We start from the raw sequence: 11,749 nt of genomic DNA on the forward strand, positions 1-11,749 counted from the left end.
GGGCGCAGCCTAACGGCCCTGCCGGACCGTTTCCCCCGTGCCGCGCCGGGTATACGAATCCGGCGCTCGACAGGAAAAAGTGCGGCGAAGTCCGGGGTGCGGCAGGATAATTTACGGAGCCACCCCTTGATTGGAGAAACGTCGTATGTCTACGGTGTCGTCACGCTAGCTTCTCCCGTGGAGGATGGGACATGACGGAAATTCTTGTGCAGGTGGGTGCGGAGGAGAGTATTCCTCCGGCGAGCAGGGTGGTTGAGCACCCGGCGTGGCCCGTGCTCAAGGATGCCGTGGAGCAGATCCGGCCATGGCAGTCCGCGGACGGGTCGATCGACTTCGACGCCGAGGGTGCCCCGGACCCGGCCGGCGTCCGGGACGCGGTACGCCGGGTCACCGAGGCCGTGCGCGAGCTGTCCCCGCTGCTGCCGCACGACCGCGCGTACCACGAGGCCCTCGTGAGCGACCTCGGCCGCTGGGCCGACGGCGGCTTCGAGGTGCCCGACTTCCTCGACTCGCTGCTGGCCTTCCAGCCCGCCGCGAACCGCGCGGACGGCCTCCAGCACCTGGTCGTCTTCCCGATGTACACGCAGAACGGCAACCCGGACCGCAACCTCGAAGCGGTCGTGCTGCGCATGTTCTGGCCCGACTGGCTGGCCGAACTGGAGCGCACCCGCTACGACAACCCGCTGTTCTGCGGCATCACCTTCGAGGACTTCACGGCCGGCTACGACACCAACTCGGCCGTCCTCTTCCCGGAGACCATCGCCGTGCGCGAGGCCCCCGAGCGCTTCTCCTGGGGCGGCATCTTCTGCGACCGCGAGGCCGCCCGCTTCCGCCGCGTCACCGAGGCCGCCGTGGACCTGCTGGGCCTGGAGCTGCCCGAGGACGTGGCCGCGATGGTGCACGACCAGAAGCGCTGCGAAGAGGCGTTCGTCCTGTGGGACATGGTCCACGACCGCACCCACAGCCACGGAGACCTGCCCTTCGACCCCTTCATGATCAAGCAGCGCCAGCCGTTCTGGATGTACGGCCTGGAGGAGCTGCGCTGCGACCTCACCGCCTTCAAGGAGGCCGTGAAGCTGGCGGACGACGGCGTCCCGCAGGCCCGCGACGTGCAGTACGCGGTGCTCTTCGACCGCATGTTCCGCTTCCCGGTCACCGGCGAGCGGGTGCGCAACTACGACGGCCTCGGCGGCCAGCTCCTCTTCGCCTACCTGCACAAGCACGACGTGGTCCGCTGGACGGACAACAAGCTGTTCATCGACTGGCAGCGCGCCCCGCAGGTCACCAACCAGCTGTGCGGCGAGATCGAGAAGCTCTACCGCGACGGCATCGACCGCCCGAAGATCGTCCACTGGTTCGCCGGCTACGAGCTGGTCTCCACCTACCTCGCACCGCACCCCGGCTCGAAGTGGGCCAAGGGTCCCGACGCCCTGGACCTGACCCTCCCGCCGCGCAAACTCGTCGACGACGTGCTTCCCGACGAGTTTCCGCTGAGCATGTTCTACGAGGCCCTGTCCAAGAAGCTCAAGAAGGTGATCGCCTCGACCCGGGGCATCACCCGGGCCGCGGACGGCACCGAGCGGGCCGCCGCGTGAGCGACGGCGGCAACGGGCAGGAACACGCACGGCAGACACAGGCTCAGCAGGCTCGGGAGGCGAGGACCATGGGGAACGGGGCGCTCGACGGCGCGGTGATCGCGGTGGCGGGGGCGGGCGGACCCGCCGGACGGGCCGCGCTGCTGCGGCTCGCCGAGGCGGGTGCGACCGTCGTCGGCGCGGACAACGACCCGCAACGGCTGGCCGAAGCCGTGGACGCGGCGCGCTACGCGCACGGCGGCGCCACCGTCACGGGCGAGACCGTCGACCTGCTCGACCTGGACTCCACCCGGGCCTGGGCCGACCGCACCGAGAAGGAGTTCGGCCGGATCGACGGCATGGTCCACCTCGTGGGCGGCTGGCGCGGCAGCAAGACCTTCACCAAGACCGAACTCGGCGACTGGGACCTCCTGGAGAAGCTGCTCGTCCGCACCGTGCAGCACACCTCCCTCGCCTTCCACGAGGCGCTCCAGCGCAGCGACCGCGGCCGCTACGTCCTGATCAGCGCGGCCGGCGCGTCCAGCCCCACCGCGGGCAACGCCGCCTACTCCGCCGCCAAGGCCGCCGCCGAGGCGTGGACGCTGGCCATGGCGGACTACTTCCGCAAGGCGGGGGGCGAGCAGGGGCCGACATCGGCGGCTGCGATCCTGGTGGTCAAGGCGTTGGTGCACGACGCGATGCGCGCCGAGCGCCCCAACGCGAAGTTCGCGGGCTTCACGGACGTGCGTGACCTCGCCGAGGCCGTCGCCGGCGTCTGGGACGAGCCCGCCGCGGAAGTGAACGGAAACCGTCTGTGGCTGACCGAGAAGCCGTGAACCCCCCGAAGACCGACGCGCGTCGCCATCACGACCCCGAGGTCCGCGGTTTCGCCAGTGACAACTACGCCGGGGCCCACCCGGAGGTGCTCGCCGCCCTGGCCCTGGCCAACGGCGGTCACCAGGTCGCGTACGGCGAGGACGACTACACCGAGAACCTCCAGCGCGTGATCCGCAGCCACTTCGGTTCCACCGCCGAGGCGTTCCCGGTCTTCAACGGCACCGGCGCCAACGTCGTCGCGCTCCAGGCGGTCACCGACCGCTGGGGCGCGGTGATCTGCGCCGAGAGCGCGCACATCAACGTCGACGAGGGCGGCGCCCCCGAGCGCATGGGCGGCCTCAAGCTGCTCACCGTCCCCACCCCGGACGGCAAGCTCACGCCGGACCTGATCGACCGGCAGGCGTACGGCTGGGACGACGAGCACCGCGCGATGCCGCAGGTCGTCTCGATCACCCAGAGCACCGAGCTGGGCACCCTCTACACGCCCGACGAGATCCGCGCCATCTGCGAGCACGCCCACGCGCACGGCATGAAGGTGCACCTGGACGGCTCCCGGATAGCCAACGCCGCCGCCTCGCTGAACGTGCCCATGCGCACGTTCACCAACGCGGTCGGCGTCGACCTCCTCTCCCTCGGCGGCACCAAGAACGGCGCGCTGTTCGGCGAGGCGGTCGTGGTGCTGAACCAGGACGCGGTGCGGCACATGAAGCACCTGCGCAAGCTGTCCATGCAGCTCGCCTCCAAGATGCGCTTCGTGTCCGTCCAGTTGGAGGCGCTGCTGGCCAAGGACCTGTGGCTGCGCAACGCCCGGCACTCCAACGAGATGGCCCGGCGCCTGGCCGAGGGCGTGCGGGCCGTGCACGGTGTGGAGGTCCTCTACCCGGTGCAGGCCAACGCGGTCTTCGCCCGGCTGCCGCACGAGGTGAGCGAGCGCCTGCAGAAGCGCTTCCGCTTCTACTTCTGGGACGAGGCCGCCGGGGACGTGCGCTGGATGTGCGCCTTCGACACCACCGAGGACGACGTCGACGCGTTCGTGGCCGCCGTCAAGGAGGAGATGGCGCGCTGACGGGCCCTCGATCGCGGCACCCTCGGGGTATGCATAGGTATGCGGTCACCTGAAAAGTCATTGACTGACGGGTGATCGCTTTCCTATGCTCTGCGGGCATGGAGCTGATCCAGAAGACCTCTGACCTGTCTGCCTATCTCGCTGCCGACGAGGCCATCAATCATGAGCATCCGCACGTGCGAGAGGTGGCCGGCCGACTCGCCAGGGAGGCGGAGGACTCGTATGCCTATGCACGGCTGGCGTTCGAGTTCGTGCGCGACACCATCCCGCACTCACAGGACTCGGGGGACCCGCGCGTCACCTGGCGGGCCTCCGACGTCCTGGAGCAGCGCACCGGCATCTGCTACGCCAAGGCCCACGCGCTGGCCGCGCTGCTGCGGGCCGAGGACATCCCCACGGCGCTGTGCTATCAGCGCTTCGACGTGGTGCACGGGCTGGTCGCGGTACGACTGGACGGCGCCTGGCACCGGCAGGATCCGCGCGGGAACAAGCCCGGCGTGAACGCGCGGTTCTCCCTGGGGCGGGAGCGGCTGGCCTTCACGCCGGACCGCGCGGCGGGCGAGGCGGACTACCCGGAGCTGTACGCGGCGCCGCATCCGAAGGTGCTGGACGCCCTCAAGGGGGCCGTCGACCGCCCGCACCTGTGGGAGAGCCTCCCCACCGCCCTGTGATCCGTCCGGTTCAGTGTGCCTGGGCCGTGCGCAGCTGCTCGGGCGTCGGGGCCGTGCCGCCGAGGTGGGCCGGCATCCACCAGGTGTCGTCGGCCCCCTTGGGGCGTACCGGGTAGGCGCGCTGGGCCGCCTCCAGCAGCTCCTGCACCCGCTCGCGCAGCCGCCGGGTGATGGCGCCCGCGTACTGCTCGCGCGAGGCCTCCATCGCCTCGCCGACCCGGATGGTGATGGGGGTGTGGCTGCGCTTGAAGTTGCGCGGGTGCCCCTTGGTCCACAGGCGCTGGGTGCCCCACAGTGCCATCGGGACCAGCGGGACGCCCGCTTCCTGCGCGAGCCGCGCGGCACCCGACTTGAAGCTCTTCAGGGTGAAGGACTCGGAGATCGTCGCCTCGGGGAAGACCCCGACGATTTCGCCGGACTTGAGCGAGTCCAGGGCATGCGCGTACGCCGCCTCGCCCTGCTTGCGGTCCACCGGGATGTGCTTCATCCCGCGCATCAGCGGGCCGGAGACGCGGTGCCGGAAGACCGACTCCTTCGCCATGAAGCGCACCAGCCGCTTCTGCGGCAGCGCGGCCAGGCCGTCGAAGATGAAGTCCAGGTAGCTGATGTGGTTGCTCACCAGTACGGCGCCGCCCGTGCGCGGGATGTTCTCCGATCCACGGCAGTCGATCTTGAGGTCCCACACCTTGAACATGGTGCGGGCGAGACCGATGACCGGACGGTAGACGAGTTCTGCCATGGGCGGGTCGGACCCTTCCTTGTCAGCCTGGGAAGGGGGCTCCCAGTCGAAAGTTACGCAGCCGTAGGTTTACGGGCTTGTCGCAGATCGTGCCCCAAGAACGGCCGGTGTACCAGCCTTGGTGCCCGTGTGCGGCGAGATCCTCATCACTCGCTCGGCCGTTTCGTGGCCGAAATGCGACGGTGGGCGGGAATCCCGGTCCCTTCGGGGGCGCTGCACCTTGACGGGACAGGATCGGTGGCGCGCGGGGTACGCGTGCCCAGGACAGCCGCGGTGGCGGCGGGACGGGAGTGCGCTGGTGCGCGAGCAGGACGACGGCGGGCGGCCGGAGACCGGCGCCCCGCGGCTGGACGCGGCGGACCTGGGTGCCGAACTCGGGGCCCGCGCCACGCTCGTGCAGTTCTCCAGCGCCTTCTGCGCGCCCTGCCGGGCCACCCGGCGCGTGCTCGGCGAGGTGGCCGGCATGGTCCCCGGCGTCGCCCACGTCGAGATCGACGCCGAGGGCCGCCTGGAACTGGTCCGCGCCCTCGACGTGCTCAAGACCCCCACCGTGCTGGTACTGGACGCCGACGGCCGTGTCGTACGGCGTGCCGTCGGGCAGCCGCGTACGGCGGACGTGATCGCCGCGCTGGGCGAGGCGGTGTGACAAGCGCCACCTCGGTGGTGAGGTCTTCTCCACAGCTTCGACATCCGGGACGTAATTGACTGTGTGTGCCACCCGTCGTCAGCCCGCCCCCGTGCCCCGCTCCAGGTTCCCGGGACCGAGGCGCAACGCAGAAGGACCACCCCGCATGACGGCCACACCGGACCTCGCCGCGCCGCGGCCCGCCACCGACGACCTGCTGCGGTCCGTCTTCCGGCGGCACGCGGCGGGCGTCGCCGTGATCACCGCGCGGGGGGCCGGCGGTCCGGCCGGTTTCACGGCCACGTCCCTCACCTCCGTCTCCGCCCGCCCGCCGCTGCTCTCCTTCGGCATCGGCACCGGTTCCTCGTGCTGGCCCGCGGTGTCGGAGGCGGAGTACGTCGGCGTCCACCTGCTCGGCGAGCACCAGGAGGAACTGGCGGCCACCTTCGCCCGCAGCGGCGCCGACCGTTTCGCCGCTCCCACCGCCTGGCGGGAGGGGCCCGAGGGCGTGCCCGTGCTGGACGGCGTGCTCGCCTGGCTCGTGTGCCGGGTGGTCGGCCGGGTGCCTGCGGGGGACCATCGCATCGTGCTGGCCGAAGTCCTCCTCGGCGACCCCGCCGGAGTCGGCGAGCCGCTGCTGTACCACCAGGGGCGTTACCGCGGTCTGCGCGACTGACCGGTCGGCGGGACGCCTTCTGCGCAGGCGTCGAGTTCCGGTTACGCTGCGTTGCGAAGGTCACAGTTCAAAGCGCTTGCTTAGCGGGCAGGAACTGGGTGTACTGACGAGTAATATTCCGGGCGGAGCGCAGGTCGCCCCGACCGGGATCGGCCGCTTGGGGCGCCTATGCTGCCTGCAAGAGGCAGCACTGGAAATGTCGACGCAGTAGGAGAGCCGGCGTGAGCTTGAGGATCGTTGTCACTGTGAAGTACGTGCCCGACGCCACTGGCGACCGGCACTTCGCCGATGACCTGACCGTCGACCGGGACGACGTGGACGGTCTGCTCTCCGAGCTGGACGAGTATGCGGTCGAGCAGGCGCTGCAGATCTCCGAGAACTCCGACGACGACGTCGAGGTCACCGTCCTGACCGTGGGCCCCGAGGACGCCAAGGACGCCCTGCGCAAGGCGCTGTCCATGGGCGCGGACAAGGCGATCCACGTCGAGGACGACGACCTGCACGGCACCGACGCCATCGGCACCTCCCTGGTCCTGGCCAAGGCCGTCGAGAAGGCCGGCTACGACCTGGTCGTCTCCGGCATGGCCTCCACCGACGGCACCATGGGCGTCGTCCCCGCGCTGCTCGCCGAGCGCCTGGGCGTGCCGCAGGTGACGCTGCTGTCCGAGGTCTCGGTCGAGGGCGGCACGGTCAAGGGCCGCCGCGACGGCGACTCGGCCACCGAGCAGCTGGAGGCCTCCCTGCCGGCGGTCGTGTCGGTCACCGACCAGTCGGGCGAGGCGCGTTACCCCTCCTTCAAGGGCATCATGGCGGCCAAGAAGAAGCCGGTGGAGTCCTGGGACCTGTCCGACCTCGACATCGACGAGGACGAGGTCGGCCTGGAGAACGCCTACACGGTCGTCGAGTCGGCCGCCGAGCGTCCGGCGCGCACCGCGGGCACGATCGTCAAGGACGAGGGCGAGGGCGGCAAGCAGCTCGCCGAGTTCCTCGCGGGCCAGAAGTTCATCTGAGCCGCGCCCCGCTGACCGCCCCTCATCTTTCGCAAGCAGGAGAGAAGAAGTCCCATGGCTGAAGTTCTCGTCTACGTCGATCACGTGGACGGTGCCGTCCGCAAGCCGACCCTGGAGCTGCTCACGCTGGCCCGCCGCGTCGGCGAGCCCGTCGCCGTCGCGCTGGGCGCCGGTGCCGGTGACACCGCCGCCGTCCTCGCCGAGCACGGTGCGGTGAAGGTCCTCACCCACGAGGCCGCCGAGTACGCCGACTACCTGGTCGTGCCGAAGGTCGACGCCCTCCAGGCCGCCGTCGAGGCCGTCTCCCCGGCCGCCGTGCTGGTCCCCTCCTCCGCCGAGGGCAAGGAGATCGCCGCCCGCCTGGCGCTGCGCCTGGGCTCGGGCATCATCACCGACGCCGTCGACCTGGAGTCCGGCGACGAGGGCCCGGTGGCCACCCAGTCGGTGTTCGCCGCTGCCTTCACCACCAAGTCCCGCGTCTCCAAGGGCACCCCGGTCATCACGGTCAAGCCGAACTCGGCCTCCGTGGAGCCCGCCCCGGCCGCCGGTGCCGTCGAGGCCCTGTCGGTCACCTTCTCCGCCGCCGCGACCGGCACCAAGGTCACCTCGCGCACGCCGCGCGAGTCGACCGGCCGTCCGGAGCTGACCGAGGCCGCGATCGTCGTCTCCGGCGGCCGCGGCGTCAACGGCGCGGAGAACTTCGCGATCATCGAGGCCCTCGCCGACTCCCTCGGCGCGGCCGTCGGCGCCTCGCGCGCCGCGGTGGACGCGGGCTGGTACCCGCACACCAACCAGGTGGGCCAGACGGGCAAGTCGGTCTCCCCGCAGCTGTACATCGCCTCCGGCATCTCGGGCGCGATCCAGCACCGGGCCGGCATGCAGACCTCGAAGACGATCGTGGCGATCAACAAGGACGCCGAGGCCCCGATCTTCGAGCTGGTCGACTACGGCGTCGTCGGCGACCTCTTCGACGTCGTCCCGCAGCTCACCGAGGAAGTGAAGTCCCGCAAGGGCTGACCCTCCCGGCGGCAACGCCGTGCCGAGGCCCCCGTGACCGTCCGTGGTCGCGGGGGCCTCGGCGTCTGCGCAGGATGGGTGTTGACCGGCGAGAGACCGACAGATAACTTCGCACTACGGATAACTGATTCCGGTCAGCGGAAAAATGAACATCAGGAGGGTGTCGAATGGGTCAGCAGGAGAAGGTGGCAACGAGCCTCGCGGGCGCCGTCGGCGAGGAGATCAGTGCCTCCCTCGCGCCGGTCGACGCGGAGCTGGAGCGCCGCTACCCCGGAGACCCGGGCACCCGCCAGCCCGTCCACACCGTCTACGTCCCCGGTGACGTCTTCGCCGCCGGCACGATCCGCTCCTGGGGCGACCGGGCCCTCGCCGCCCTCGACGAACACGCCCCCGACGCCGCCTCCTTCGCCGCCGTCCTCGGGCTCGCCGACGACCTCGCCGAGCCCGTGTACACCCGCGTACGCGCCAAGCTGGAGCGCGAGCCGATCGAGGACCTGCGTGTCGACTTCGAGGACGGTTACGGCAACCGTACGGACGCCGAGGAGGACGAGGCGGCCGCCCGCGCCGCGCGGCTGGTCGCCGAGGCGTACGAGCAGGGCACGGCGGCCCCGTACATGGGCATCCGCATGAAGTGCATGGAGGCTCCGGTGCGCGCCCGGGGCATCCGCACCCTCGACGTCTTCCTCAGCGGCCTGATGGAGGCCGGCGGCCTGCCCGACGGACTGGTCCTCACCCTGCCCAAGGTGACCTATCCCGAGCAGGTCACCGCCATGGTGCGGCTCCTGGAGGCCTTCGAGAAGGCGCGCGGTCTCACGCCCGGCCGGATCGGCTTCGAGATCCAGATCGAGACCAGCCAGTCGATCCTCGCCGCCGACGGCACCGCCACCGTCGCCCGCATGATCCAGGCCGCCGAGGGCCGCGCCACCGGCCTGCACTACGGCACCTTCGACTACAGCGCCTGCCTCGGCGTCTCCGCCGCCCACCAGGCCAGCGACCACCCGGCCGCCGACCACGCCAAGGCGGTCATGCAGGTCGCCGCCGCCGGCACCGGCGTACGCGTCTCGGACGGCTCGACCAACGTCCTGCCGGTCGGCCCGACCGCCCAGGTCCACGATGCCTGGCGGCTGCACTACGGCCTCACCCGCCGCGCCCTGGCCCGCGCCTACTACCAGGGCTGGGACATGCACCCCGGCCACATCCCCACCCGGTACGCGGCCGTCTTCGCCTTCTACCGCGAGGGGTTCGAGCAGGCCGCCGCCCGTCTCGCCCGCTACGCCAACCGCACCGGCGGCGACGTCATGGACGAGCCCGCCACCGCCAAGGCCCTCAGCGGCTACCTGCTGCGCGGTCTGGACTGCGGCGCCCTCGACATCGGCGAGGTCGCCCGGCTGACCGGCCTGACACGCGCCGACCTGGAGGGCTTCTCGGGCCCGCGGCGCGGCGACCTCACGGCATCGGCGCAGTAGGTCCCGAAGACGGCGTCCGGCCCCCGGCAAGGGGCTCCTCGGGATCCGCGCCCACGTACCGCTCCAGGCCGGACGCCGTCACCCGCCCCTCCTCGGCGAACAGCCGCGTCCCCCGGTGGCACAGCCGCCGGTCCGCGCGTGCCCGCGCACAGAACTCCTCCGGCGTCTCGCCGAACAGCTTCCGCAGCCGTGCCGACTCGTGCAGCAACCCGGTGATCAGGGGCCGCTGCTCGCCCGGATGCCGCCGCGGCACGCCGGTGCCGTCGTGCAGGACGCCGTGGCGGTTGACGTACGCGTACACGCCGGCCGGCACCGAGCCGTCCCCCGGCTCGACGCGGACGTCCGGCGCGGGCAGCCGGACGCGGTCGAAGTTGCCGCCCGCCATCGGCACGCCCTCGCTGGCGTCGATCACGGCGAGCTGCTCGGCGTCGAGCCACAGCACGAACAGCTCCCGTACGACGCCGGGGGCGCCCACCGGCGAGGCGGACACGTAGCCCATGCGGCTCACGTGCGCGGAGACGCCGATGTCCAGTCCGGTGACCCGCGACCTGACCATCGGGACCGGCGAGTCGATCCCGAACTCGGCCATCTTGTGCCGCAGCTGGGCCGGGCTCGCGTTGGAGCCGATCGCCAGCACCGGGACGCGGCCGTCCGCCTCCTCCCACTCCTCGCGCGCCGGCCGGTCCAGCGGCAGCAGCCGGTCCCCGACCAGCAGCCCGGACTCGCGGGGCCACGCGCCCGGATACAGCAGCGGCTCCTCGCGCGGCACCCCGTCCAGCCCGAGCGCGCGCAGCGTCCGGTCCTCGCCGGGCGGCCCTGCGGCGGGTGCGCGCTCCTCGCTCGGTGGTGGGGACACGGTGTGCTTCCTCCCGACGGTGGGGGTGGGACGGGGCGTCGGACCGCCCGCGTGCGGGCCGGCTCATACGCCCGGCCGGGTCCGGCCGGCCCGGGCCGGTACGGTCGTCCGTCGCGGCCGGCTCAGTCGGCCGGCGGCAGCTCGCCCGAGCCCCGGGTGACCAGTCTGGTCGGCAGTTCGATGCGGTCGGGGGCGAGGAGAGTGCCGTCCAGCTGGCGGAAGAGCCGCTCGGCGGCGGTGCGGCCGAGGGCGGCCGCGTCCTGCGCGACCACGGTGACGCCCGGCCGGAGCAGGTCGGCCAGCTCGATGTCGTCGAAGCCGACCAGGGCCACGCCCCGGGTGTGCTCGGCCAGGACCCGGATCACGGTGACCGTCACCCGGTTGTTGCCCGTGAAGATCGCGGTCACCGGGTGCGGGTCGGCGAGCATCTCCTCGGCCGCCCGGCGCACCCGCACCGGGTCGGTGACACCCAGGGACATCCAGGAGTCCTTGACCGGTATGCCCGCGTCCTCCATGGCGGCCCGGTAGCCGCGCAGCCGCTCGGCGGCGGTGTGGATGCGGGGCATGTCGCCGATGAAGCCGATCCTGCGGTGTCCGTGCGCGATCAGGTGGGCCACGCCGTCGCGGGCACCGCCGAAGTTGTCGGAGACCACCACGTCCGCGTCGATCTGCCCCGCAGGACGGTCCACGAACACGGTGGCGACGCCCGCCTTCAGCTCGGGCTCCAGATACCGGTGGTCGTCCCCGGCGGGGATCACGACCAGCCCGTCCACGCGGCGTGCGCACAGCGCCAGCACCAGCTCCTGCTCGCGGTCCGGGTCCTCCGCACTCGACCCGTTGATCAGCAGGGCGCCGTGGGCGCGGGCCACCTCCTCGACGGCACGGCTGAGCGGCCCGTAGAACGGGTCGGCCAGATCCTCCAGGACCAGGCCGATGCTCGCGGTGCGGCCCTTGCGCAGGACCCGCGCGCTGTCGTTGCGGCGGAAGCCCAGCGCGTCGATGGCCTCCTGGACGCGGCGCTCGGTCTCCGGGGTGACGCCGGGCTCCCCGTTGACCACCCGGGAGACGGTCTTGAGGCCGACACCCGCCCGGGCGGCGACGTCCTTCATCGTCGGGCGGTTGCCGTAACGGTTCCCGGGGAGGCGGTCTGCGCGGCGGGTCGTGTCGGGCACGATGCGGTGTCCTGTCCTGTCGTCCACGGGAATGCGTCGG

At 71.8% G+C, this 11,749-nt stretch carries 12 protein-coding genes; 9 read left to right on the forward strand and 3 right to left on the reverse strand.

The annotated features are described in order from the left end of the window. Positions 1-191: 191 nt before the first annotated feature. From D1J63_RS32405 to D1J63_RS32420, 4 genes are all read left to right on the forward strand, one after another. Positions 192-1,595, forward strand: a complete 1,404-nt coding sequence (locus tag D1J63_RS32405; protein ID WP_125633830.1) for a DUF6421 family protein — start codon at positions 192-194, stop codon at positions 1,593-1,595. 68 nt (positions 1,596-1,663) lie between these two features. Continuing rightward, positions 1,664-2,410 (forward strand): SDR family NAD(P)-dependent oxidoreductase, encoded by a 747-nt coding sequence (locus tag D1J63_RS32410; protein ID WP_164713067.1) that lies wholly within the window; start codon positions 1,664-1,666, stop codon positions 2,408-2,410. Then, the gene (locus D1J63_RS32415) at positions 2,407-3,477 is read left to right on the forward strand and encodes a low specificity L-threonine aldolase (RefSeq protein ID WP_125633834.1); all 1,071 of its coding nucleotides are present in this window, start codon (positions 2,407-2,409) and stop codon (positions 3,475-3,477) included. The genes D1J63_RS32410 and D1J63_RS32415 overlap by 4 nt, the downstream gene beginning before the upstream one ends. A 98-nt stretch (positions 3,478-3,575) precedes the next feature. Beyond that, positions 3,576-4,148 carry a transglutaminase domain-containing protein gene (locus D1J63_RS32420; protein ID WP_164713068.1) on the forward strand — a complete coding sequence of 191 codons (573 nt, stop codon included), beginning with the start codon at positions 3,576-3,578 and terminating at the stop codon, positions 4,146-4,148. Between the two features lie 10 nt (positions 4,149-4,158). Here D1J63_RS32420 and D1J63_RS32425 read toward each other — a convergent pair whose 3' ends face one another. Beyond that, a complete protein-coding gene (locus D1J63_RS32425; RefSeq protein ID WP_125633838.1) occupies positions 4,159-4,887 on the reverse strand; it encodes a lysophospholipid acyltransferase family protein in 729 nt (242 codons plus the stop codon). A 298-nt stretch (positions 4,888-5,185) separates the two neighbouring features. Here D1J63_RS32425 and D1J63_RS32430 point away from each other — a divergent pair, with 298 nt between their 5' ends. The 5 genes from D1J63_RS32430 (at position 5,186) to D1J63_RS32450 (ending at position 9,681) form a co-directional block, all read left to right on the forward strand. Continuing rightward, positions 5,186-5,533 carry a thioredoxin family protein gene (locus tag D1J63_RS32430; protein WP_164713069.1) on the forward strand — a complete coding sequence of 116 codons (348 nt, stop codon included), beginning with the start codon at positions 5,186-5,188 and terminating at the stop codon, positions 5,531-5,533. A gap of 145 nt (positions 5,534-5,678) precedes the next feature. Continuing rightward, entirely contained in the window at positions 5,679-6,188 is a 510-nt protein-coding gene (locus D1J63_RS32435) for a flavin reductase family protein (RefSeq protein WP_125633840.1), read from the forward strand. A gap of 221 nt (positions 6,189-6,409) precedes the next feature. Next, positions 6,410-7,198, forward strand: coding sequence for an electron transfer flavoprotein subunit beta/FixA family protein (locus tag D1J63_RS32440; protein WP_102928853.1), 789 nt, complete (start codon positions 6,410-6,412; stop codon positions 7,196-7,198). 54 nt (positions 7,199-7,252) lie between these two features. Continuing rightward, positions 7,253-8,215, forward strand: a complete 963-nt coding sequence (locus D1J63_RS32445) for an electron transfer flavoprotein subunit alpha/FixB family protein (protein ID WP_125633842.1) — start codon at positions 7,253-7,255, stop codon at positions 8,213-8,215. A 167-nt stretch (positions 8,216-8,382) separates the two neighbouring features. After that, on the forward strand, positions 8,383-9,681 hold the full coding sequence (locus D1J63_RS32450; protein WP_125633844.1) for an aldolase/citrate lyase family protein: 1,299 nt from the start codon (positions 8,383-8,385) through the stop codon (positions 9,679-9,681). Here the strand turns inward: D1J63_RS32450 and D1J63_RS32455 are convergent. Continuing rightward, entirely contained in the window at positions 9,662-10,537 is an 876-nt protein-coding gene (locus D1J63_RS32455; RefSeq protein WP_125633846.1) for a hypothetical protein, read from the reverse strand. The two genes, D1J63_RS32450 and D1J63_RS32455, sit on opposite strands and share 20 nt — an antisense overlap. Before the next feature lie 122 nt (positions 10,538-10,659). After that, on the reverse strand, positions 10,660-11,736 hold the full coding sequence (locus tag D1J63_RS32460) for a LacI family DNA-binding transcriptional regulator (RefSeq protein ID WP_061446126.1): 1,077 nt from the start codon (positions 11,734-11,736) through the stop codon (positions 10,660-10,662). Between the last annotated feature and the right edge of the window lie 13 nt (positions 11,737-11,749).

The organism is Streptomyces sp. KPB2 (assembly GCF_003950055.1).
GTDB lineage: Bacteria > Actinomycetota > Actinomycetes > Streptomycetales > Streptomycetaceae > Streptomyces > Streptomyces salinarius.

What these genes read in the sequence shown, in the direction of transcription:
- D1J63_RS32405 (WP_125633830.1), top strand. Translation starts at nt 192, where the DNA reads ATGACGGAAATTCTTGTGCAGGTGGGTGCGGAGGAGAGTATTCCTCCG.
- D1J63_RS32410 (WP_164713067.1), top strand. Translation starts at nt 1,664, where the DNA reads ATGGGGAACGGGGCGCTCGACGGCGCGGTGATCGCGGTGGCGGGGGCG.
- D1J63_RS32420 (WP_164713068.1), top strand. Translation starts at nt 3,576, where the DNA reads ATGGAGCTGATCCAGAAGACCTCTGACCTGTCTGCCTATCTCGCTGCC.
- D1J63_RS32425 (WP_125633838.1), bottom strand. Translation starts at nt 4,887, where the DNA reads ATGGCAGAACTCGTCTACCGTCCGGTCATCGGTCTCGCCCGCACCATG.
- D1J63_RS32435 (WP_125633840.1), top strand. Translation starts at nt 5,679, where the DNA reads ATGACGGCCACACCGGACCTCGCCGCGCCGCGGCCCGCCACCGACGAC.
- D1J63_RS32445 (WP_125633842.1), top strand. Translation starts at nt 7,253, where the DNA reads ATGGCTGAAGTTCTCGTCTACGTCGATCACGTGGACGGTGCCGTCCGC.
- D1J63_RS32450 (WP_125633844.1), top strand. Translation starts at nt 8,383, where the DNA reads ATGGGTCAGCAGGAGAAGGTGGCAACGAGCCTCGCGGGCGCCGTCGGC.